The following is a 22,853-nucleotide window of genomic DNA, read 5'->3' as shown; positions in this document are numbered from 1 at the left end:
GCCAAACGGCGCGCGCATCATCAAAGCCAGGTAAAGGCAAACTCATTCCCATACCCAGAATGTCGGTGTTTAGTATGCTCTGCCCCTGGATCAGGGGGACGTGACACGGCATGATCGTGGCCCGGATCCTCCCAATCGCGGCACTCGCAGACGCTCCCGTGACCTACCCTCGGAGCGCCACCTGTGATCGCCAGGCAAGGAGGACAAGTGTGCGAGCGAACCAGTAATCCTTCCGGCCTCTCGCCCACTCGTCCGGCTGCCACACCATGTCGCCCAGCTGACGCCGCATGCCGCCCGGATGACACGGCATGTCGCCCGGCCGCCGCCTCCCGGGCGGGCCTGCGGTGAGCGAGCGCAGGCGCGTCTCCGCGCGCACCAGCCCTCCGCCGCCCCCGTCCGACCAGAGGGTGTGGGGTCCCCCGGAGGACGCCGCGTACGGCGGGGCCTTCGAGCCCCCGCGAGGCCGCAGAGCGGCTCCCGCGCCCGCCGGGTACGCCGACATGCCGGTGGCCGCCGCTCCCGCCGGCTACGCGGAGATGCCGGGCAGACGTGGCGGACAGCGACCGCCCCGGGACGACTACCCGCCCGAGGCGTACGACGGGGGAGGACGCCGCGGCGGGCGGCGCGCCGAGCCGAGCGTCCCGCCCGAGTCCTCCTACGACGAGGAGGAGCCGCCGCGGCGGCGCGGCCGCAGGCGCGGCGAAGACGAGGAGACCGGCCACGCCCCCGGCACCGTCCCGAGCCGCGCGCACGGCGGCGGCGCCGACTTGCCCCCGGACGGCAAACCGCCGCGCCGGCGCGGCGGAGGCGGCGGCCGTTCCGGCCTGGGGATCGGCGGCTGGATCAGCGTGGTGCTCACATGTGTGCTGGTCATCGGCACGCTGACGGCCTACAAGGTCTACCGGAGCACGATCGGCCTGATCAACAGGGGTGCGTCCACCGACGACCTCGACAAGAACCGCCCGGTCAACGAGACCGGCGCGATCAACGTGCTGCTCGTGGGCTCGGACACCCGGGCGGGAGACAACAAGAAGTACGGCCAGCACCTGGTCAACGACGGCGAGCGCACCGACACGATCATGCTGCTGCACGTGTCGCCCAACCGTGACGCGGCGACGCTGCTCAGCTTCCCCCGCGACTCCATGGTGATGATCCCCGCCTGTTACTCCCGCAGCAGGACGCTCATCCCGGCGCACCTCGGAATGATCAACTCCGCGTTCTCCGACGGCGGGATGATCTGCACGCGGCGGACCATCGAGAGCCTCACCGGGATCCGCGTCCACCACTACGTGAAGGTCGACTTCACCGGCTTCAAGAGCATCGTCAACGCGCTCGGCGGCATCGAGATCTGCCTGCCGCAGGCCGTCAACGACAAGAAGTCGAAGCTGACGCTCCCCGCCGGCAAGCAGACCGTGAGGGGCGAGGCGGCGCTGGGCTACGTGCGGCTGCGCTACGGCCTCGGCGACGGCAGCGACATCTCGCGCATCAAGCGTCAGCAGGTCTTCATCTCCCAGGTCGTGAAGAAGGCGACCAGCAGCGCCCTGCTCACCGACGTGGGCAAGCTGCAGAACTTCATCGCCGCGGCGGCGAAGTCCGTCACGATGGACGACGCGCTCAACACCGAGGAGCTCATCAGGATCGCGCAGAGCGCGTCGAAGCTGTCGGCGAAGGGCTTCAAGGCCACCACCGTGCCGTGGGAGCCGTACGCCGCCGACAAGAACCGCGTCCAGTGGAAGCAGCCGGCCGCCGGCAACCTCTTCAGGGCCATCGCGAACGACACCGAGGTGGCCCCCACCGCGTCCGCGAGCCCGGCCGCCTCGCCCTCCGGTCCGGTGGTCACCAAGCCGCAGCAGGTCAAGGTGCAGGTGTTCAACGGCACCAACGTCTCCGGCCGCGCCAAGGAGGTGGCCGAGGAGCTCGCCGGGCTCGGCTTCAACGTCGTCGGCATCGGCGACGCGAGGAAGCCCGACGGCACCGACCAGCCGAAGACCATGGTCCGCTACACCGGTCAGGGCTGGAACTACTCGAAGATCCTGGTCGGCAAGCTGGTCAACCCCATCAGCCCGGAGACCGGCAAGGCGGCGAGCGGCCCGGTCACGCCGTTCACCCCGTCCTCGCCTCCGCCGGACGCGCCCACGGGCAAGGTGCGCGGGCCGATCATCCAGCTCGTCATCGGCGCCGACTGGAAGGGCGTGCGCGTCCCCCTGCCGGTCGGTGACAACGCGGTGACCGCCGAGACCAACATCTGCGCGAGCTGACACGCGTCACACCCTGTCCCACACCCCGGCCGGGGCTGCCAGGCCGTCCACGTGGACGGAGGCGCCCCGGCCGTTCTGTCACCGGTGGTCTGACAGAGGAACAGGACAGTGTCACACCCGTTACGTTCAGCCCCAGAGGCGACATCAGTCTTCAAGAACGTTAGGGTGAACACCTGGCCAACGCGCCCTGTTCGCCCGTTCGGGCTGATGCGCCGGGGCGCCTTCGCTAGTGTCCGAATGGACGCGGCGACGCACCCGAGGCGTGGCCGTTCCCCCGAGCCTCCAACAGATAGCTGAGCGTTTCTCCCGTGAGTGACACCCGCCATCACCCCCCGGTTCCCGGATCCCCGCAAGGCAACGACCCCGATGCCGAAGAGGCTCCCACCGGAGTGATAGGCCGGATCACCGGAGACTGGCCCGCTCCGGAAGGCGGCCTGCCGCGGCGGGAGCCGAAGCCCGCGGGCGATCCGGGGGCGGAGCAGGGCGCGGGCGGGCCAGGCGGCCCGGCGAGCGAGCGGCCCGAGCACGGGCGCCACGAGAGCGGTCTCCCGGCCCCCGGCGACGAGAGCACGGCCGCGCCCGCACACGGACGCCACGAAAGCGACGAGAGCGCCCCGGGAAGCACGGCAGGCAGCGCCTTGGGGAGCGCGGCAGGCTCCGCCCCCTACGACAAGCCGTACGAGAAGCAGCCCCTGCCCGTACGGAAGCCGCGCAAGCCGGGCGCCTCCCGCCTGGGCATGCCGCCCGCGTCCGCCCCGCGGCCTGAGGGCTTCGACTACTTCTCCGCGGGCGGGGGCCAGGAGCGTCCGGGCGCCCCGCGCGCGGCGGCCGCCGCCGACGGCCCCGCCTGGCCGCAGGCGTTCCCCGAACACGGTCCCCGCAACCTGTCGGACGCCTTCCCCGGCGCCGGCCCCCAGCCCGGCTTCGGCCAGCGGGACGGCTCGGGCCTGCGGGGCGGCTCCGACGCCCCGACGCCGCCCTTCGGCGACTCCCCGGCCTTCCCGGCGCCGGCCTTCGGCGCCGCGCCGCCGTTCCCCGAGCCTCCGGGCTTCCCCGAGCCTCCACCGAGCTTCCCCGAACCCCCGGGACTCCCGCAGCAGCCGGCCGCCGCCGCGGACAGGACGGCCAACCCCTTCCTCGACACTCCCCCGTCCGGCGTGGGCCCGGCCTTCCCGCCGGACGACCCCTTCGGCGCCGCACCGCCGTTCCCCGAGACCACCCACGGCCGGCGCGGCGGGCGGGACTTCCCGGACGCCTTCCCCGGTGCCGCTTCGAACGCGGCCTTCGGCCCCGCGTCCGCGCCGGAGGCGCCCGCTCCCGCGTGGCCCGGCCAGGAGGCCGACCCCGCCCAGTGGGACCCCTGGCGGCGCTCCTCCCAGGACGGCGCCGGCGACCCCCGCCAGACCGGCCCGCTCGGCAGGCCGCTGCACGCCCCGCTGCCCGCCTGGGCCGAGGTGCCCCTCCGTCCGGACGACGCATTCGCCCGCGGTGGGGGCCAGGATGACCGCCGGGTGGACGAGCCCGAGCAGGAGGCCGCGCCCCGGGCCAAGAAGCCCCGCGACCCCTACCTGGACAACGTGAAGTTCGTCGGCATCGCCCTGGTGCCCATCGGGCACGCGCTGGTCCCGACGCTCGCGGCCGACTCCGCGCGGGCGACGTACCTGTTCATCTACGTCTTCCACATGCCGCTGTTCGTCATCATCAGCGGTTACCTGTCCAGGAACTTCTGGAACTCCAACGCGAAGACCAACAAGCTGGTCGACACGTTCCTGGTGCCGTACGTGATCGTCGAGGTGGGGTACGCCCTCCTGCGCACCGCCTTCGGGCACAAGTTCAGCCTCACCATCATGGATCCGGCGTGGTTGAACTGGTATCTGCTCGCACTGCTGTTCTGGCGGCTCTCCACACCCGTGTGGAAGCGAATGAAATATCCGTTCGCCATCTCGGTGGCCGTCTACCTCTTCGCCGGGTTCTCCCAACTGTCCGGCGACTTCAGCATGGACCGATTCTTCGGCCTGCTGCCGTTCTTCGTCCTCGGCCTCGTGCTCAAGCCGGAGGTCTTCGACTTCCTCAAGCAGCGCTGGGTGATGATGCTGTCGGTGGTCGTGCTGCTGGGCGCCGCGGGTGTGGCGGTCTTCCTGGTGAAGAACTACTCCGTGAAGCTCGGCCCGATCTACTACAAGGACAGCTACAAGGACCTCCACCTGGCCTGGTGGAAGGGCATGCTGCTGCGCACCGGCCTGCTGGTGGCCGCGCTGGCCATGTCGGCGGCCGTGATGTCGCTCATCCCCCGGCGCCAGACGTGGTTCACCGACCTCGGCACCCGCACGCTCTACTGCTACCTGCTGCACGGCGTGCCGGTGATGATCGCCAAGGAGATGGGCTGGGTCAGCTTCCCCTGGCTGTACGGCCCGCTTGGAGTGGCGGCCATCGCGGCCTCGGGCTTCGCCCTGGCCATCGTGCTCTGCCTGCCGGTGACCCGTACGGCGTTCAAGTGGCTGCTCGAACCCCGGCTGACGTGGCTGTACCGGCGGCCGAGCGGACAGGCGCCGAAGCCGGTGAGCACCGGAAGTTAAGCCTTATTTCGGGAGGCATTCACCCGGGGCATCCGGTCATTTCGGACGGCACGGTCAGCCTCCCCCTATGAGGGTATGCGTCGGCACGACAGTCCATCACCCGGAGGACGCGCGGATCACCCACCGGCAGATCCGGGCGTTGCTCGACGCCGGGCACGAGGTGACCTTCGTCGCGCCCTTCACGCACTGCAACGTGACGCCGCGGCCGGGCATCCGGGCCGTCGACGTGCCGAGGGCGGTCGGCCTGCACCGCGGTAAGGCGCTGCGGGCCGCCGCCTCCGCCCTGCGCAGGGCCGTGCGGGACGCCGACCTGCTGCTCGTGCACGACATCGAGCTGCTGCTCGCGCTGCCGCGCAGGCGGCCGCCCACGGTCTGGGACGTCCACGAGGACACGATCGGCGCGCTGCGGGCGAAGGCGTACCTGCCGGGGCCGTTGCGGAGCGTCCTGCCGCCCCTGATCCGCGCGGTCGAGGGCCGTGCCGAGCGGCGTCTCCACCTGATCCTCGCCGAGGAGTCCTACCGTGAGCGCTTCCCCGGCCCCCACCCCGTGGTGCCCAACCACACGTACGTGCCCCCGACGCCGCCCGCGCCGCCGGGGGACTCCCGGGTCGTCTACGTGGGGCACATCTCCCTGGCGCGCGGCGCGGCCGAGATGGTGGAGGTCGCCCGGCGGCTCCGGCCGTACGGCATCCGCCTGGACCTGATCGGACCGGCCGACGCGGCGGTGCGCCCCATGCTGCGCGACGCGCAGCGCGCGGGGCTGCTCGACTGGTTCGGGTACGTCCCCAACAACCACGCGCTGCGGATGGCCGAGGGCGCCCTTGCCGGGCTGTCCCTGCTGCACGACGTGCCGAACTACCGCGACTCGACGCCCACGAAGGTCGTCGAGTACATGGCCCGCGGCATCCCCGTCGTCACGACCCCGCTGCCGAGGGCGGCGTCCCTGGTCGGGCGGGTCGACTGCGGGACGATCGTCCCGTTCGGCGACGTCGGCGCGGTGGCCGGCGCGGCCGTGCAGTCCGTGCTCCGCCTGCGCGAGGACGCCGAACGGCGGGCCGCGATGGGCGCCCGGGGCTACGTCGAGGCGCTGAACCACCATCACTGGCCCGCCGTGGCCGGCGAGTTCGTCGCCCTGCTGGAGCAGTGGGCCCAGGCCGCGAACACGGTGCCGGCCCTGAACCCCGGCCGTACGGTCCCGGCCTGACCCCGCTCAGGGCCGGCCGGACGCGGACCGCAGGCGCGCACCCGTGACGGCAAGGCCGGCGGCCTGGGCGATCGCGCCCGCGACCTCGAACCACTCGGTGCCGGCCACGAGCCCGATCACGTGCAGCGGCGGCCACGCGATGACCCCGGCGGCGGCCCACAGCGGCACCACACGGGCGCGGAGCAGGGCCAGCCCGAGCAGCAGCGTGCCGACGAGGTTGCCGAGCGCGAAGAGCAGGAACACCCAGATGCCCGTCGGCTCGCTCTGGGCGCCGTCGATGACCGCCGCGTAATCGGCGACACTCCCCCCGCGTTCCGCCATGACGATGCCGGTGATCCCCGCGAAGGCGACCGCGAAGTAGCAGATGTACCCGCCCGCCACGAGGGTCGCGCCGAGGGCCCCGAGCCTGCGGCTCCGGTCGCCGATGAGGCGCCTCGCGCCGAGGGCGGCCGGGACCATGAGCAGGCTGCCCAGCATGGCGGCGACGGTGCTGAGGCGATACAGGCCGGGGTGGGCCGCCACGAGGGCGAGTGTGTTCGCCCCGGTGCTGTCGTCACCTCCGGCGCGGGTGGCCCAGGCGTAGGCGCCGTTGGCGACGACGAAGCCCCACGGCGCGGTGAACAGCGCCAGGGCGAGCGGCAGATGACGAGTGTGCGACGGAGCCGTTTCCACGGGTTCTCCTCGGTCGAGCAGGTGGGGGGTCATGCGCGGGAGCGCAGCGCCGGGGCGAGGAGCGCCACGCAGACGAGGGTGAGCACGATCCCGGTCGCGGCCACCGCGACCGCCGGCGCCGGGACCCCTTCGGCGAAGAACGCCGGCACGGCGCTGAGCGCCGACAGCAGCCGGGTGACGATCACGGCCACCACCCCGGCGCGGCTGCCGCGCCAGGCGAGCACGACGCCGACCACGGTGATCAGACCGAGCACGCCGCCGGCGAGAGCCACCGCGAACGGCGGGTGCTCACCGTCGCCCAAGGGCACCGAGATCACGTCGCTGAGACCGAACAGGCCGGCCAGGACCAGGCCGATGACGAGGGGAACGGAGCGTTTCACTGTGCCTCCTGAGCTGCGGGACCGGATGCCGATGTCTCGCAGTGTGGGCGCGCCGGCCCCACCGGCGGATCCGGGCCGGCTCTGGTCCGATCTCCGTGCTGGCACGTATTCACCCCGGCCGCTGCGCGGCCTACGGTGTGCTCGTGGCACTCCCCCGTTTGCTCACGTACGCCGCCGCGATGCTGGTGTTCGCGCTGATGGTCGCCCCGGTGGTACCGGCCGTCGCGGGCGACGGGACGGTGGCGCCGGACGGCATGGCGCTCGTGATCGGCATCGCGCTCGCCCTGCCCTCCGTCGTGCTCGGCGTGCTGGTCGCCACCCGGCGCCCGCGCGGCGTGGTGGGCCTGCTGCTGGTGCTGGCCGGCGCGACGACCATCTACCTCGCGGTCGGCGATTCGTACGCGAGCCTGGCCGTGCGGCGGGGGCTGTTCACCGAGGTCTACGCGGCGCTGTCGCAGGGCGACTGGATGTTCCTGTACGTGCCTTCGGCGCTGCTCATGCTCGTCTTCCCCGACGGCAGGCTGCCGGGGCGGCGCTGGCGCTGGGCCGTCGCCGGGCTGCTGGTCGTGCCCGTGCTGTTCATGCTGATCGCGGCGTGCGTCCCCGACACGTATCCGCCGCCGTTCGAGAGCACGCCCCACCTGCTGCGGCCTCCGCGGGCGTACGTGCCGATGCTGGAGATCGTGGGAGTGGCGCTGCTGCCGGTCTTCCTCGGGCTGCTGATCGCGTCGGCGGCGGCGATGGTCGTCCGCTACCGCCGGGCGGCCGACGAGGTGAGCCGGGCACAAGTCAAGTGGTTCGCCCTCGGCGCCGGATTCCTGCCGCTCACGCTGCTGCTGTGCTGGGCCGGTTATCTGTTCCTGGGCGGCCCCGACCTGGTGGTGTTCGGCCTCGCGGCGACGGCCCTGGCGATCCCGGTGGCGACCGCGATCGCGGTGCTGCGCCACGACCTGTACGACGTCGACCGGGCGATCAGCGCCGCGGTCACCTACGGCCTGGTGACCGCGGCCCTGCTGGGCTTCTACATGGCCGCCTCGTTCCTCGTCGGCTTCGGCGCCGGACGCGGCTCACCCGTCGCGGCGGCGGCCGCCACCGCCGTCTGCGCCGCCGCGCTGTCTCCGCTGCGCGTCCGGCTCCAGCGCCGGGTGGACCGGCGGCTCTACCCGGCCCGGCAGGCCGTGCTGACCGCCGTCGCGCGGCTGCGCGACCGCATGCACGCCGGGCAGGCCCGGCCGGAGGAGCTGGAGGCGGCGCTGCGCGAGGCGCTGCGCGACCCGGCGCTGCGCGTCGGCTACCGGATCCCGGGCGCCACAGGGCTGGTCGACGCGGCCGGCGCCCCCGTCGATCCCGGCGACTCCCCCGTGACACCCGTACGGCTCGGGGGTCACGAGATCGGCGCGATCGTGCGCGGCCGGACCGGGAGCCGTGAGCTGCTGCGCGAGGCGGCCGGCGTAAGCGCCCTGCTCATCGAGGTGGTCCGGCTGCGGATCGAGGTGAGCCGGGCGCTCGAGGAGGCCGAGGCCAGCCGGACCCGGCTGCTGCACGCCGGTTACGAGGAGCGGCGGCGGCTCGAACGCGACCTGCACGACGGGGCCCAGCAGCGCCTGGTGTCCCTCGGCATGGCGATCCGGCTCGCCCAGCGCCACCTCGGCGACGGCACCGCCGACGCCGGAGCCCTGCTCGACGAGTGGGTGGCCGAGCTGGCCGCCGCGGTCACCGAGCTGCGGCAGATCGCCCACGGCCTGCGGCCGAGCAGCCTCGACGACGGTCTCGGCACCGCGCTGGTCACGCTGGCGGGCAAGGTGCCGGTGCCCGTGGCACTCGACGTGTCCGCCGACGACCTGCCCGACGACGTGGCGACGACCGCCTACTACGTGGCGAGCGAGGCGATGACGAACGCCGTCAAGCACGCCGGCCCCGCCGCCATCGGCGTGCGCGTCAGCCGGGCCGGCGACCGGGTCACCGTGCGGATCAGCGACGACGGGCGGGGCGGCGCCGAGATGCGGCCCGGCGCGGGGCTGGCGGGACTCGCCGACCGCGTCCGCGCGGCGGGCGGTGCGCTGCGGCTGTCCAGCCCGGAGGGCGGCGGGACGACGGTGGAGGCGGTGCTGCCGTGCGCGTCGTGATCGGAGAGGACTCCGCCCTGTTCAGGGAGGGGCTGGCCCGGCTGCTCGCCGACGCCGGGTACGAGGTCGTGGCCAAGGCCCAGGACGCCCCCGGGCTGGTCGCCGCCGTCGACGCCGCCGCCCCCGACCTGGTCATCGCCGACATCCGGATGCCGCCCGACCACACCGACGACGGCGCGCGGGCGGCCCGGCGGATCCGCGACGCCCATCCCGGCCTCGGCATCGTCCTGCTCTCCCAGCACGTCGAGACCCGGCACTCGGTCGACCTGGTGTCCCGCGGCGGGTTCGGCTACCTGCTCAAGGACCGGGTCTTCGACGTGGACGACTTCCTCGACACGCTGCGCCGGGTGGCGGCCGGCGGCTCCGCCCTCGACCCCGAGGTCGTCTCGCGCCTCATCGGCGTACGCCGGGCCGCCGACCCCCTCGCGTCGCTCAGCGCCCGTGAACGCGAGGTGCTCGCGCTGATGGCCGAGGGCCGTACGAACGTCGGCATAGCCCGGCGGCTCTACCTGACCGACCGGACGGTGGAGACCCACGTCAGCTCGATCCTCGCCAAGCTCGGCCTGCACGGCTCGGAGGAGGACCACCGCCGCGTGCTGGCCGTCCTGCTCTACCTCAACCGCTCCCGGACCTGACGCAGGCGGCGGTCCAGGAAGGCCCGCTCGGAGGCGTTGCGGGTGCGGGCGATCGCCGCCTCGTACGCCCGCACGGCCTCCTCGGCCCGGCCGAGCCGCCGCAGCAGGTCGGCCCGGACGGCGTGGAACAGGTGGTAGCCGTTCAGGTCGAGAGCGTCCACGAGGGCGAGCGCCGCGGCGGGCCCGTCGACCTCGGCGACCACGACCGCGCGGTTCAGCGCGGCCACCGGGCTCGGGGCGAGGGCGAGCAGGTGGTCGTACAGGCTCAGGATCTGCCGCCAGTCCGTGGCGGCCGCCGTCGGCGCGTCGGCGTGGACGGCGTTGATCGCCGCTTGGATCTGGTACGGCCCCGGCCGGCCGCGCCGCAGGCACGCCCGCACGATGTCCTGGCCCTCGGCGGCGAGGACGCGGTCCCACCGGCCGCGGTCCTGATCGGGCAGCGGCACGAGGTCGCCGGCCGGGGTGGTGCGGGCGTCACGCCGCGCGTGGAGGAGCAGCATGAGCGCGAGCAGCCCCATGACCTCCGGCTCGCCGGGCATCAGCGCGGCCAGCAGGCGGCCGAGCCGGACGGCCTCCGCGCACAGGTCCTCGCGGACCAGCCGGTCGCCCGCGCTCGCCGTGTACCCCTCGTTGAAGACCAGGTAGACGACGGCGAGCACGGCCCTGAGCCGCTCCGGCAGGTCGGCCTCCTGTGGGACGCGGTACGGGATGCCGGCGTCGCGGATCTTGGCCTTGGCCCGGACCAGCCGCTGGGCCATGGTCGGCTCCGGGACCAGGAACGCCCGTGCGATCTCGCCCGTGGTGAGGCCGCCCAGCAGGCGCAGCGTCAGCGCGACCCGGGCGGCGGGGGCGAGCGCCGGATGGCAGCAGGTGAAGATCAGGCGGAGCCGGTCGTCGTGCACCGGCCCCTCCTCATCCGGCCCCTCCTCGTCCGGTTCGTCCTCGGCGGCGTGCAGCTGGACCGCCCGCGCGTGCCGGTCCGCACGCAGGGACTCCCGCCGGTGGCGGTCGATCATCCGGTTGCGGGCGGTGGTGATGATCCAGCCGGCCGGACTGGGCGGCATCCCGTCGCGGGGCCAGCGCCGCACCGCCTCCGCGAACGCGTCCTGGACGGCCTCCTCGGCGACGTCGATGTCGCCGAAGTGGCGGACCAGGACCGCGACGGCGCGGCCGTACTCCTCGCGGAACACCCGCTCGACGTCCGGGGACGCCGCACTACGCGAGGTCGTCATCGCCTTCCACGACCCCGGCGAACGGGCGCACCTCCACCGGGAGCGTGGTGGCGCGGGCGAGCTTGCGGCCCCACTCCAGCGCCGCGTCGAGATCGGGCGCCCTGATGATCGTCAGCCCGCCGACGTGCTCCTTGCCCTCCGTGTACGGCCCGTCGGTGACGAGCTCCTCGCCGTCGCGCGCCCGCACGACGGTGGCCGTGGCCGGATCGTGCAGCCCGCCGGAGAAGACCCACGCGCCCGCGGCCCGCAGTTCCCCGTTGAGGGCCGCGAGGTCCCGCATGATCGGCTCCAGGACCTCCGGCGGGGGCGTCCCGCCGTCGGGCTGCTGGATGCTGAGCAGGTAGTGCCTCACCGTCTCGTACACCTCCTCCGCGGGGCCCGCCGGACGCGGGCCCGTTCACCCTCTATACGAACGGCCGCCCCTGATTTCGACATCCGCATTTCGACATCCGCCGGAAACCAGGTCTGGGACAACCTTGCCGCCGTACGACTGTCGCCGGGCCGCCGGGCTTGCTGTACTGGAACCATGGCAAGCCATGTCGTCCAGGGGCGCGGGGTCGAGACGCCGGTGGAGGTACGCGACGCCTCGGTGTGCCTCGCCGCCTACCTGGTGCGAGCCGACGCCGCCCGCGCGGTCCTCGCGTACTCCGGGATGGACGTCACCGAGGTCCTGCCGGGCAAGGCCCTGTGCTCGCTGGTGTTCGTCCGCTATCACGACTCCGACCTGGGCTCCTACAACGAGTTCGGGGTGACCTTCCTCGTACGGCCGGCCGACGCGGGCCCCCCGCCGAGGCGCGGGCCGCTGGCCGGGCTGAAGGACCTGCGCGGGGCGGGCACGGGCGCCTTCGTCCACTGGCTCCCGGTCGACCAGGGTTTCACGCTGGAGGCCGGAAGGACCATCTGGGGCTTCCCCAAGGAACTCGCCGACGTCGACCTGCGGCTCGGCTCGCCGTACAAGCGGTGCCTGCTGCGCAAGGACGGGCGGATGGTCGTCGACCTGCTGCTCAGGCCCGGTGTTCCGGCGACGCCCGTGCCACTGCTCGGTGAGACCCTTCCCGTGCCGGACGCCTACGCCCACCTGGACGGAGTCACCCGCCGCATCCCCTGGACGGCCCGCGCCCGGGGCGTCCGCTGGCGCCCGGGCGGCGCGCTCATCCGCCTCGGCAACCACCCGATCGCCAAGGAGCTGAGCGAGCTCGGCCTGCCCCGGCGGGCCCTGATGACGGCCACCGCCGAGCGCGTGTCGATGGCCTTCGAGGAGCCGGGACGCGCGTGACGCCGTGCTCCCGGCGCCCTCACCCGCCCTGGCGCCGGTCGTCCGCCTCGGCCTGTGGTGCCTCGCCGCCGCGTAACCGATCATGGCCGCAGGTGCAGCGGTCCCTCCCCGAGGAGGCGCCGACCTGCCCGGGACGGGCGTCCGCGGACACCGGCAGGGCGGCCGCCAGCCGGTCGACCTTCTCGCTCAGCGCCCTGATCTCGTTCATGACCACGATGTGCTGCTCCAGTTCCAGCTCCTGGTCCTCCTTCCACCGCTGGGCGTTGACCTCGGCCTCCATCGCGGAAACGATCACACCGATGAGCAGGTTGAGCACGAAGAACGCCGTGATCACGATGAACGTGGCGAAGAAGATCCACGCCAGCGGCTCCTTCGCCATCACGTCCTCGGCCACCTGCGGCCAGTTCTCGACCGTGAGCACCGTGAACATGGTGAACAGCGACCGCCCGAGATCCCCGAAGTACTGCGGGGCCGCCTCGCGGAAGAGCTGTTCGCCGATCACGGACGCCGTGTAGAGCGACAGCAGCAGGAGGACCACGGCCGAGGCCAGCCCCGGAAGCGCGGCGAACAGCGCCGAAACGACCCGGCGCATGCCCGGCACCACGGAGATCAGCCGCAGGACGCGCAGGAACCGGAAGAGCCTCAGGATCGACACCGACTCCGAGGCCGGCACGAGGGCCATGCCGACGATGATCAGGTCGAACCAGCTCCACGGGTCACGGAAGAACGCCTTGCCGTGGACGACGATCCGCAGGATGATCTCGACGACGAAAACGGCGAGGATGACCCGGTCGATCACGAGGAAGGTCGTGGCGTGGCCGTCGGCCAGCTCGGGTGACGTCTCCAGCCCGAGCGCGATCCCGTTCAGCGCGATGACGGCGATGACCGCACGTTGGAAGACCTGTGAGTCGACGAAGACGCGGAGCCGTTCGCGATGGAAAACGGGCAATCCCACACCCCTGAAGATCAGGCAGCAAACGCCCGAAATCTTACAGTTTGGGGCTGACTATGGTTTCCGCAGGGCATCGACAGCCTGCCACCTCACGCGGCCCCGGCCAGGGCGCGCCGCCGGACGCCGACACCGACGTCCGTGGTCAGTGCACCTAGACGATGGGCGGGCGGCCGAGGCGGAGCATGCGCCAGGCGGTGCGCCAGGCCATGGGACGGCGCTCGCCGGCCGGCTCGCGCAGCCCTTCGAAGAAGCCGCGGAACCACGCCTTGATCGCGGGCATCGAGCGCTCGCGTACGAGCGTGAGCACGACCCAGTTGAGCAGGTAGAGCAGCGCGAGCGGCCACGGCAGGTTGCGCCGGGCCAGCCACACCCGGTTGCGGGCGTTCAGCCGGTAGAAGTCCGTGTGCCGGGACGGCAGCACCAGCGGGTGGTACATCACCGTCTCGGCGTCGTACTCGATCCGGTAACCCTCGCCCAGCAGCCGCCAGGCGAGGTCGGTCTCCTCGTGGGCGTAGAAGAACTTCTCCGGCAACCCGCCCACCTGCAGGAACGCCGACTTGCGAATGGCACAGGCGCCGCCGAGGAAGGTCGTCACCGGGGAGGACCGCTCGGGGTCGCCGGCCCGCAGCCGGGGCACGTGCCGCCGCTGCACCGAACCGCCCTCGGGGTCCATCACCCGGAAGCTGATCACCGCGAGGTCGGGCTCGTGCGTGAACCGCTCCCGGACGTGCGCGGCGACCTTGGCGTTGGCGTACCAGCCGTCGTCGTCGAGGAACAGGACGATGTCGCCGGAGCACTCCTGCACGCCGCGGTTGCGGCCCTCGGGGATGCCCGCGTTGCGCTCCAGCCGCACGGTCTTGATCGTGGCGGCGGAGCCGGCGAGCGGCTGGGCGGTCAGCCGCGGCACGTCCGCGCCGTTACCGACGATGACCACCTCGATGTCGCCGTCGGTCTGGGTGAGCGCGGACTCCACCGCCCGGTCGAGCTCGGCGATCCTGTTGCCCATGGTGAGGATGACACAGGAGATTTTCACCGCGTCACTGCCTCGACATGGGGCGCACTACACACGACTTCATGATCACCGAGTCTGTATGGCCGGGCAATCCGGAATCTGCCTGGTTTACCGTGGGACAAGGGTATCGGAACTGCCAACAAACCCCTACCCAACCGCGAATGTACGGCTGATCGGCATGCCACGCGGGAAACGACACGCTCATGAGAGCCGCCGGGACGCGAGGATGCTGACCAGGTGCAGCAGGAGCTGGACTCCCGCGATGACGACGCAGGCCACCACGAGGATCCGCGTGGCGGAGAACCAGTTGTCGAGCACCGCCGCGACCACGACGATCAGCGACAGCTCGACGGCCTGGATCACCCGGTGGAACCGCAGCGCCGCGGCGAACCTGCGGGCCAGCGCGAGCCGGGGCGAGGTGAACTGCTGCGCCGCCGCCTCGCTGGTCGCCACCAGGCCCGACCGGGCGCGGGCGACGTCGACCAGGTCGGTCTCCGACTTGATCAGGATCGCGCCGAGCGCCGCCGCCACGCCCATGACCGTGTACCAGTCGGGCAGCGTCTCGGAGGCACGGAAGCCCAGCCCGATCAGCAGCGCCGCCTCGGCGAAGTAGTGCCCGACCCGGTCGAGGTAGACCCCGGTGATCGAGGTGCGGCCGGTCCACCGGGCCAGCTCCCCGTCGGAGCAGTCGAGCAGCAGGTAGACCTGGATGAGCAGGGCCGCGGCCAGCGCCGCCCAGAAGCCGGGGAGGGCCAGCACGGCACCCGCCGCCACCCCGCACACGATCATCAGGCCGGTGACCTGGTTCGGCGAGATGGGGGTCTTGGCCAGCAGCCAGGTGGCGTAGATGGACAGGCGCCGCATGTACAGCAGGCCTGCCCAGTGCTCGCCGCTGCGGCGGTCCATGGTGGTCTGCGGCTGGGCGACCGCGCGGAGCTCAGCGACCGACGGCGCGGACATAGTCCTCAACTCTCCCCCGGACCTCGTGCTCCGACAGCCGGAGGTGCTCAAGGATGGTGTAGCGGCCGGGCCGGGTGCTGGGGGCCAGCATCACCGCGGCCGCGAACTGGTCGGTCGTGAGGCCGACGTCGCCGGGTACGACGGGCAGGCCGTGCCGCCTGAGGCAGCCGGTCACCTGGTCGAGCCGGTGCGCGTCCTCGCGGAGGAAGAAGCAGAACGCCGCGCCGATGCCCGCCAGCTCACCGTGATTGGAAGTGCCGGGGAAAAGCTGATCCACGGCATGAAGGATCTCATGGTCGCCACCACTCGCCGGACGGCTTGACCCCGCGATGACCATCGACATCCCCGACAGGATCAGCGCCTCGGCGAGCACGGTCAGGAACGCGTCCGACTCGATCGTGTCCTGCCGGCCGAGCACGGCCTCGGCGGCCGTGCGCGACATGGAGATGGCCAGCCCGTCTATGGGCTCGCCCCGCTCGGTGCCGCCGAGCTGCCAGTCGTCGATGGCCGACAGGTTGCTGAGCACGTCGCCGATCCCGGACCGTACGAGCGCGGGCGGGGCGTCGTGGACGAACTCGAGGTCCACCATGATCGCGAGCGGCATGGGCACGCCGAACGAGCCCTTGCCGCCCTCGTACACGAGGGAGGCCACCGGCGAGCAGATGCCGTCGTGCGAGAGGTTGGTGGCCACGGCGACCATGGGGATGCCGGCGAGCGACGCGGCGTACTTGGTCGCGTCGATCGTCCTGCCGCCGCCGACGCCGACCACCGCCTCGTAGTTGCCCTTGCGCAGGTCCGCGCCGAGGGACACGGCCGCGTCCACGGTGCCGTCCGCCACCCGGAGCACCTTGGCCTCACCCAGCGACGGCGCGATGACCTCCGCGATGCGGTCGCCCTGCCCGACGCCGACCGCGACCGCGACCCGGCCGGAGGTGGCCACCCTGCTGTCGGCGAGCAGGGTGCCGAGCTGCGCGATCGCGCCCCGCCGCACCTCCATCGTGAGAGGCGCGGGGAGCATTCTTGCCAGAATCGGCATGCGAACTCCTCAGAAGACCGCGGAAATCAGTAACGGCACGCGATCTCACGGGCCTTCGCGAGGTCGTCGTGGTTGTCCACCTCGACCCACTCGACCTTGCCGATCGGCGCGACGGCGATCTTCTCGCCGCGCTCGACCATCTCCTGGTAGCCGTCCTCGTAGTAGAGCTGCGGGTCGCGCTCGAAGGTGGCCTTCAGCGCGTCGGCCAGCCGCTCGGCCGCGGCCGGCCGGATCAGCGTGGCGCCGATGTACTCGCCGTACGCCTCGGCGGGGTCCATCAGCTTGGTGATCCGCTTCAGCCGGCCGTCCTCCAGCGTGACCTTCATCTCCTCGTCCGCCAGCGACTTCACGTCGTCGACGGCGAGCAGGATGTCGGAGGTGTTCTCGGCGGCCAGCAGAGTCCGCTCCACCGACACGGGGTGGACGGTGTCGCCGTTCACCAGCAGCGCGCCCTGCGAGAAGTAGTCGCGGGCGCACCACAGCGAGTAGGCGTTGTTCCACTCCTCGGCCTTGTCGTTGTGGACAAGCGTCAGCTTCACCCCGTGGCGCCGCTCCAGGTCGGCCTGCCGTTCCCGGACGGCCTGGGCCTGGTAGCCCACGATGACCACGACCTCGCGGAGGTCCACGGCCGCCAGGTTACGCAGGGCGATGTCGAGGATCGTCGTCTCACCGTCGACCGGCACCAGCGCCTTCGGCAGCGTGTCGGTGTACGGCCGCAGGCGACGTCCGGCTCCGGCGGCCAGCACCATTCCGAGCAATTTCCCGCACTCCTTGAGGTCGAGCGTCAGACAGTAACCCCAAAGGTTAGTTGGCTCGGCACCCCGCTTGGGTAATCCACCGTTGGTCTGACGTTAATCAGCGGGTGCCGGTTCCACGGCCTCGTCCGGCGTCCGGGGGGCGGCGAGCCAGCATGTCAGGCTCTCCCAGCCGAACAGACCCCAGAGATAGAGCGCGAGCAGCACGAAAACGGCGGTCATCACGTCGAGCAGGCCGCCGAGGGCGACGACGAGCATCCGGCCGTCCCAGCCCAGCCCGGCCGTCGCCAGCCACGGCGGCGGATACACGTGCTGGCGCACCCGGTAGACGGTGTCGTAGTGGTGGAAGGCCATCGCGCCGAGCAGCGCGACGACGAGCACGGGCGGAACGGAACGGGCGAACCCGGCCGAGGCGATGAAGCCGTATTCGGTCAGCCGCAGGATCGGAGGCGCCAGCCAGTCGAGCCGGCCGTCGTGCCGGTGGGCGCTGCCCGCCCCGGCCAGCAGCAGGGCCACCGCCGGGGCGAAGACCGCGAAGTCGTCGGCACCGGCGATGCCCAGCACCAGCAGCACGGCGGTCACGAAGGCCCCCGCGATCGCGGGCGGCAGCGGCGGGAGCTGCCCGGCGACGAGCAACCCCATCGCCTTCGACAGCGGGCCATCGTCCCGGTAGGCCACCACGACGCTGCGCGGCACCGGGATCATGTGCACGGCGATCGCGCCGCGGCTCTTCCGGTCGGTCTCGTGCGGGCGACGGCTCATGCCACCTCCTCGCCTTCGGCCCGGAGCCTGCGCTCGCTCATGCGAAGGACCTCGCCATCCGCCCGGCGGCCGTGTAGGCCAGCGCCACCGTGCCCCAGCCCAGCAGCGCGAGGAACGTCACCCGCGCGTCGAACAGCGCGGCCGTGACCGAGATCAGCGCCATCCGCTCTCCGATCGGCAGCACGATCATCTTCTTGGCCCAGTAGGCCACGCGCTTCGCGCCGCTCAGCGCGTCGAGCCGCCGCGACAGCGCCAGCACCGATCCGGTGCCCTTGGCGGCCGCCGCCGCGGGCGCCTCGTCCCACGGCACGGCCATCGACCGCGGAGCGGCCGCCCGCCGGCCCGCCGCCCTGGCCCGGTCGGCCACCGCTCCCGCATAGGAGAAGTCGACCATGTGGCGGATCGTCTGCAGAACCATCGCGGCCACGGCCAGGGCCCAGATCTCCCACGCCTTGTCCGGCAGGGTGACGTATCCGGCCGCCAGCCCCACGTACACCAGGTATTCCTTGAGCCGGTCGCAGATCGCGTCGAGCCAGCCCCCGAGGGGGGAGAACCGGCGCGTGTACCGGGCGAGCTGGCCGTCCAGGCAGTCGAGCACGAACGACAGGTAGAGCGCGACGGCGCCGACCACGAGCCCCGTCCGGTTGCCGTCGGAGAACCAGATCGCGGCGATGGCGGCGAACCCGACCGAGATGCCGGTGACCGTGTTCGGGGTCAGGCCGAGACGGGCGGCCGGGCGGATGAGGTGCCGCGACCACGAGCTGACGCAGTGGGTGGTGAAGAAGCCGTCGCCGCTCTTCACGGCGGCGCCGAGCCTGGCCTGCGCCTCGTCGACGTCGGCGAGTTCGCGCACCGCGCGCTCGGCGGCCGGGCGGGTGCCGGCTCTCCCGCAGTGCAGGGTGCCCAGGGCGACCGCGTGCACCTGGACGCCGGCCCGTACCAGACCGGTGAGCAGCAGCTCGGCCACCTCGCCGTCGCCGACCCGCCCGAGATGGCGGCGCTGGGCCAGGTCGGCCAGGTCCTCGGCGATGTCGGCCAGCCCGGCGAGGTGGGACTCCCCCACCTGCAGGACGCCGCGGAAGGTGCCGTTGGCCCACTCGACCTCGTGGAAGGACGTGCCCGCCGACACGACGCGGCCCCACTCGGTCCGTACGGGCGGACGCAGCGGGGCCGGGTCGCCGCTGGCGACGATCGCGCCGGTCGGGCGCGCGGGATGGCCGAGCAGCAGCGACAGCGCCTCGGTGTGCGCGACCACGTCGGCCGCCAGCACGGCGACCGGGGAGGTCGAGGCGCGGGCCGTCTTGGCCACGATCCGCAGGTCCTCGGCGAGCCCGTCGCTGACGCAGATCTGGTGCCGCGGGCCGCTCTCCGCGCCCTTCTCCCAGCCTCCTGCCTGGGCGTCCTGGCTCCGCACCACGACCAGCACCTCGCGGACCGGGAGCGTGAGGAGCTGGGCGGTGAGCCGCTCCAGGAGGCTGCCCTCGGACCGGGCGCCGTCGGACCAGGGCAGCCCGGCGGCCGGCGAGGTCGCGAGGACGACCGCCACCGTCTCTGTGTCCCGTGACGTACCGGGCTTGCTCGGATCCGCCCCCATATGGAAACCCGTTTCACGTTGACCGCACGTGCTCACCTCGCAAAGTAACCGAGTGATCACTAGGTGGCAATCACCTTCTCCGGCTTCCGGCACGGGTATGGTCTCCTCCGGGGAGGACATCATGATCGCCGAATCGCGTCTGCGCAGGGTGGGGGTGGTGCTGGCCGGCGGCGTCGGCCAGCGCGTGGGCCTCAACACCCCGAAACAGCTTCTGAAGATCGCCGGGAAGACGATCCTGGAGCACACCCTCGACGTGTTCGACGGCCATCCGGAGATCGACGAGGTCGTCGTCCTGATGGCGCCCGGCTTCGTCGCCGAGGCCGAGGAGCTCGTCAGGAGGAACGGCTACACCAAGGTCGGCAGGGTGCTCGAAGGAGGCGCGAGCCGCACCGAGACGACCTGGCGGGCGCTGCGCGCGCTGGGCGAGCAGGAGTGCGACGTGCTGCTGCACGACGCGGTGCGGCCGCTGATCGAGCCGCGCATCATCAGCGAGTGCGTGGCCGCCCTCGAACGCTACGAGGCGGTCGAGGTGGCGATCCCGTCCTCCGACACGATCGTGGTGGCCGCGCCCGGCCCGCGCGGCGACATCATCCGCGACATCCCCGACCGCTCGCGCCTGCGCCGCGGGCAGACCCCGCAGTGCTTCCGGCTGTCGGTGATCCGGGCGGCGTACGAGCGCGCCCTGGCCGACCCCGAGTTCCCCTCGTCGCCCACGACGGACGACTGCGGCGTCGTGCTGCGGTACCTGCCCGACGTGCCGATCTACATCGTGCCCGGCAGCGAGCACAACATGAAGGTCACCCATCCGGTCGACGTCTTCATCGCCGACAAGCTCTTCCAGCTCGCCGAGAACACGGCGCCCGCGCTGGACGAGGAGGCCTACCGGGCCGGGCTCGCGGGCCGCACGCTCGTGGTCTTCGGCGGCAGCTACGGCATCGGGGCGGACATCGTCGCGCTGGCCAGGGACTACGGCGCGAGTGTCCACTCGTTCTCCCGCAGCCAGAACGGCGTGCGCGTCGAGGACGTCGCCGCCGTGGAGGACGCGCTCGCCCGGGTCTACGCCCAGACCGGCCGGATCGACTACGTCGTCAACACGGCGGGCGTGCTGCACATGGGCAAGCTCGGCGAGTCCGGGCAGCACACGATCGAGGAGACCATCGGGGTGAACTACCTCGGACCGGTCAACATCGCCCGCGCGTCCGTGAAATACCTGATGGAGACCCGCGGCCACCTGCTGCTCTACACCTCCTCGTCCTACACCCGGGGCCGGGCCGACTACAGCCTCTACTCCTCCACGAAGGCCGCCGTCGTCAACCTCACCCAGGCGCTCGCCGACGAGTGGGCCTGCCAGGGTGTCCGCGTCAACTGCGTCAACCCCGAGCGCACCGCCACCCCCATGCGGCTGCGCGCGTTCGGCGACGAACCCGCCGGAACGCTTCTCTCCCCCGCCGCCGTCGCCCGCACCAGCCTCGACGTGCTGCTGTCCCGCCTCACGGGACAGGTCGTGGACGTACGGCTCAGCCGATGACCGCAACCATCTACGGAGGGACGAGCGCTCGCCCATGGGGGGAATCATCAGGGGGCGCAGGGCCCCGAACGCACTGGTCAGGCTGGTCCGGCGGCCGGCGCTGAGAGGCATGGCCGGTGGGCGCAGGGGCGCGTTCACCGCGATCACGCTCGCGTCGTACCCGGCCATGCTCGCGGCCGCCGTGTGGCCGCTGCCCGCGACCTTCGCGGTGCTCGTGCCGCTGTCGTACGCCGCGGAGATCGCGCTGCCCGGCCGGGCGGCGGGGACGCTGAGCCGGGCCCATCTCGGGGCCACGGTCCGCTTCCTGTCGCGTGAGACGGCCGTCGTCGTGCTGCTGGCGCGGCTGGCCCCGGGGCGGCCGTGGTGGTTCGCGGCGTTCGCGGCCGGGCTGTTCCTGTTCCACGGTCTGCGGGCGGTGCAGACGTGGCTCGCCGAGCACGTCGACCGCCGGCACAACCAGATGCCGGTCGTGACCCGCAACATCGACCTGCCCGCGCTGCGGGTTTCGCCCGCGCCGTCCCGCGCGCTGCTCACCTGGCGGGGCGCCAGGCTGCTCTACCTGGACGCGCTCGCGGTCGTGCCGGCCGCGGCCGGGGCGTCGGCGGGCCTGGGCTGGACGGGCGCCGCGGGCGCCGCCGCGGCCCTGGCGCTGGAGGTCGTCGCGGTGGCCGCGCTGCTGACGCACGCGCGGCGGGCCAGGCACCTGGGCGACCGGCGCCGGGTCCTCGCGGTCGTGGACGACTGGGTCGCCGCCTACCGGCCCGAGGTCGTCATGTACTTCTCCGGGCCGGTCACGGCGGCCTACCAGGCCACGATGTGGCTCGGGACGCTGGAGCGCATCACGCCGAGGACGCTGGTGGTGCTGCGCGAGCGGGCGCTGGTCACGGCCCTCGGGCCGACGACGCTGCCGGTGGTGTGCGTCCCCGCCTCCGTCGACCTCATGAACTTCCGCGCGCTCGACGGCGTGCGGGTCGCGCTGTTCCCCGCCAACGTCGGCAACAACATCCACATGCTCAGGGTGGCAGGCGTGCGGAGCGTGTTCATCGGCCACGGCGACAGCGACAAGGAGGCGTCCTTCAACCCGTACACGAAGGTGTACGACGAGGTCTGGGTGGCCGGGCCCGCCGGGCGGGACCGCTACCTGCGTGCCCAGGTGGGCGTGCGGGACGAGGCCGTCGAGGAGGTCGGCCGCCCCCAGCTCGCCGGGGTGCGGCGGACCAGCCCGTACGCCGAGGGGGCGGCGCCGTACCGGACCGTCTTGTACGCGCCCACCTGGGAGGGGTGGAGCGACGACCTGTTCCACAGCTCGCTGGTCGCCATGGGCCCCGCGATCGTGCGCGCCCTGCTGGACCGGCCGGTGCGGGTGATCTACAAGCCGCACCCGCTGACCGGCCACCGCTCGCCGGCCGCCCGCGCGGCGCACCGGAAGATCATGACTCTGCTGCACGAGAGCACCGGCATGCCGCACCTCGTCGTGACCGGCCGCGAGCTGTCGCTGTACGAGTGCTTCAACGAGGCGGACGTGCTGATCTCGGACATCTCCAGCGTGGTGTCGGACTTCGTGGCCAGCGGCAAGCCGTACGTCGTGGCCAACGTGGCGGGCCTGCCGGAGGACCGGTTCCGCGAGCGCTACCCGGCCGCGGGGGCGGCGTACCTGCTCGGGGCCGACCTGGCCGAGCTGCCGGACATCCTGCGCCGTCTCGACGCCCCGGGAGGCGACGACATGGCCGCCGCCCGGCGGGCCCTGCGCGCCTACCTGCTCGGCGCCGACCATCCGGACCCGCTGGCCCGCTTCGAGGAGGCCGTACGGCGTGCCACCGCCCGGGCCGAGGCGCGCGCCCGCTCCCTCGGCCTCGAAGCCCTCGCCCCTGCCGCCCGCGACTGAAATACTGGCC

General features: G+C 72.6%; 19 protein-coding genes. 8 read left to right on the top strand and 11 right to left on the bottom strand.

Features of this window, described 5'->3' with window-relative positions; genetic code table 11:
- The first annotated feature begins 344 nt into the window (after window positions 1–344).
- From HHX30_RS42065 to HHX30_RS30870, 3 genes are all read left to right on the top strand, one after another.
- Complete coding sequence (locus HHX30_RS42065) at window positions 345–2,258, top strand: LCP family protein (protein WP_169986246.1); 1,914 nt, start codon at window positions 345–347, stop codon at window positions 2,256–2,258.
- 308 nt (window positions 2,259–2,566) lie between these two features.
- Window positions 2,567–4,834 carry an acyltransferase family protein gene (locus HHX30_RS30875; RefSeq protein WP_169986244.1) on the top strand — a complete coding sequence of 756 codons (2,268 nt, stop codon included), beginning with the start codon at window positions 2,567–2,569 and terminating at the stop codon, window positions 4,832–4,834.
- Window positions 4,835–4,901: 67 nt separating this feature from the next.
- Complete coding sequence (locus HHX30_RS30870; protein ID WP_169986242.1) at window positions 4,902–6,038, top strand: glycosyltransferase; 1,137 nt, start codon at window positions 4,902–4,904, stop codon at window positions 6,036–6,038.
- Window positions 6,039–6,044: 6 nt separating this feature from the next.
- Here HHX30_RS30870 and HHX30_RS30865 read toward each other — a convergent pair whose 3' ends face one another.
- Together HHX30_RS30865 and HHX30_RS30860 are read right to left on the bottom strand one after the other, a co-directional pair.
- A complete protein-coding gene (locus HHX30_RS30865; protein ID WP_169986240.1) occupies window positions 6,045–6,710 on the bottom strand; it encodes a hypothetical protein in 666 nt (221 codons plus the stop codon).
- A 29-nt stretch (window positions 6,711–6,739) separates the two neighbouring features.
- The gene (locus HHX30_RS30860; protein WP_211592785.1) at window positions 6,740–7,090 is read right to left on the bottom strand and encodes a hypothetical protein; all 351 of its coding nucleotides are present in this window, start codon (window positions 7,088–7,090) and stop codon (window positions 6,740–6,742) included.
- Window positions 7,091–7,233: 143 nt separating this feature from the next.
- On the opposite strand from HHX30_RS30860, the gene HHX30_RS43495 reads away from it, so the two are divergent.
- On the top strand, window positions 7,234–9,216 hold the full coding sequence (locus tag HHX30_RS43495; protein WP_211592784.1) for a histidine kinase: 1,983 nt from the start codon (window positions 7,234–7,236) through the stop codon (window positions 9,214–9,216).
- Window positions 9,204–9,851 (top strand): response regulator, encoded by a 648-nt coding sequence (locus HHX30_RS30850; RefSeq protein WP_169986238.1) that lies wholly within the window; start codon window positions 9,204–9,206, stop codon window positions 9,849–9,851. The genes HHX30_RS43495 and HHX30_RS30850 overlap by 13 nt, the downstream gene beginning before the upstream one ends.
- On the opposite strand, the gene HHX30_RS30845 is transcribed toward HHX30_RS30850, so the two are convergent.
- Window positions 9,827–11,083 (bottom strand): RNA polymerase sigma factor, encoded by a 1,257-nt coding sequence (locus HHX30_RS30845; protein ID WP_169986236.1) that lies wholly within the window; start codon window positions 11,081–11,083, stop codon window positions 9,827–9,829. The two genes, HHX30_RS30850 and HHX30_RS30845, sit on opposite strands and share 25 nt — an antisense overlap.
- Complete coding sequence (locus HHX30_RS30840; RefSeq protein WP_310741947.1) at window positions 11,067–11,447, bottom strand: YciI family protein; 381 nt, start codon at window positions 11,445–11,447, stop codon at window positions 11,067–11,069. The genes HHX30_RS30845 and HHX30_RS30840 overlap by 17 nt, the downstream gene beginning before the upstream one ends.
- A 162-nt stretch (window positions 11,448–11,609) precedes the next feature.
- On the opposite strand from HHX30_RS30840, the gene HHX30_RS30835 reads away from it, so the two are divergent.
- Window positions 11,610–12,359: an acetoacetate decarboxylase family protein gene (locus HHX30_RS30835; protein WP_169986234.1), complete on the top strand. Its 750-nt coding sequence runs from the start codon at window positions 11,610–11,612 to the stop codon at window positions 12,357–12,359.
- A 19-nt stretch (window positions 12,360–12,378) separates the two neighbouring features.
- Here HHX30_RS30835 and HHX30_RS30830 read toward each other — a convergent pair whose 3' ends face one another.
- From HHX30_RS30830 to HHX30_RS30800, 7 genes are all read right to left on the bottom strand, one after another.
- On the bottom strand, window positions 12,379–13,314 hold the full coding sequence (locus HHX30_RS30830; RefSeq protein ID WP_311922938.1) for an ion transporter: 936 nt from the start codon (window positions 13,312–13,314) through the stop codon (window positions 12,379–12,381).
- A 148-nt stretch (window positions 13,315–13,462) separates the two neighbouring features.
- The gene (locus HHX30_RS30825) at window positions 13,463–14,344 is read right to left on the bottom strand and encodes a glycosyltransferase family 2 protein (RefSeq protein ID WP_169986230.1); all 882 of its coding nucleotides are present in this window, start codon (window positions 14,342–14,344) and stop codon (window positions 13,463–13,465) included.
- 180 nt (window positions 14,345–14,524) lie between these two features.
- Window positions 14,525–15,283 (bottom strand): CDP-alcohol phosphatidyltransferase family protein, encoded by a 759-nt coding sequence (locus HHX30_RS30820; protein ID WP_169986228.1) that lies wholly within the window; start codon window positions 15,281–15,283, stop codon window positions 14,525–14,527.
- Window positions 15,261–16,301 carry an iron-containing alcohol dehydrogenase family protein gene (locus HHX30_RS30815; RefSeq protein WP_169986317.1) on the bottom strand — a complete coding sequence of 347 codons (1,041 nt, stop codon included), beginning with the start codon at window positions 16,299–16,301 and terminating at the stop codon, window positions 15,261–15,263. Before HHX30_RS30815 ends, HHX30_RS30820 begins: the two co-directional genes overlap by 23 nt.
- A gap of 44 nt (window positions 16,302–16,345) precedes the next feature.
- The gene (locus HHX30_RS30810) at window positions 16,346–17,077 is read right to left on the bottom strand and encodes a sugar phosphate nucleotidyltransferase (protein ID WP_169986226.1); all 732 of its coding nucleotides are present in this window, start codon (window positions 17,075–17,077) and stop codon (window positions 16,346–16,348) included.
- 93 nt (window positions 17,078–17,170) lie between these two features.
- A complete protein-coding gene (locus tag HHX30_RS42900) occupies window positions 17,171–17,836 on the bottom strand; it encodes a DUF5941 domain-containing protein (protein ID WP_169986224.1) in 666 nt (221 codons plus the stop codon).
- A 37-nt stretch (window positions 17,837–17,873) separates the two neighbouring features.
- Complete coding sequence (locus tag HHX30_RS30800; protein WP_311922937.1) at window positions 17,874–19,382, bottom strand: CDP-alcohol phosphatidyltransferase family protein; 1,509 nt, start codon at window positions 19,380–19,382, stop codon at window positions 17,874–17,876.
- 169 nt (window positions 19,383–19,551) lie between these two features.
- Between HHX30_RS30800 and HHX30_RS30795 the strand changes: the two genes are divergently transcribed.
- Window positions 19,552–20,958, top strand: coding sequence for a bifunctional cytidylyltransferase/SDR family oxidoreductase (locus HHX30_RS30795; RefSeq protein ID WP_169986220.1), 1,407 nt, complete (start codon window positions 19,552–19,554; stop codon window positions 20,956–20,958).
- Between the two features lie 34 nt (window positions 20,959–20,992).
- Window positions 20,993–22,843 carry a CDP-glycerol glycerophosphotransferase family protein gene (locus HHX30_RS42895; protein ID WP_283246930.1) on the top strand — a complete coding sequence of 617 codons (1,851 nt, stop codon included), beginning with the start codon at window positions 20,993–20,995 and terminating at the stop codon, window positions 22,841–22,843.
- Window positions 22,844–22,853: the final 10 nt, after the last annotated feature.

This window comes from Microbispora sp. H10836, assembly GCF_012999525.1.
Classification (GTDB): domain Bacteria; phylum Actinomycetota; class Actinomycetes; order Streptosporangiales; family Streptosporangiaceae; genus Microbispora.
This window is presented reverse-complemented; position numbering and strand designations above follow the sequence as displayed.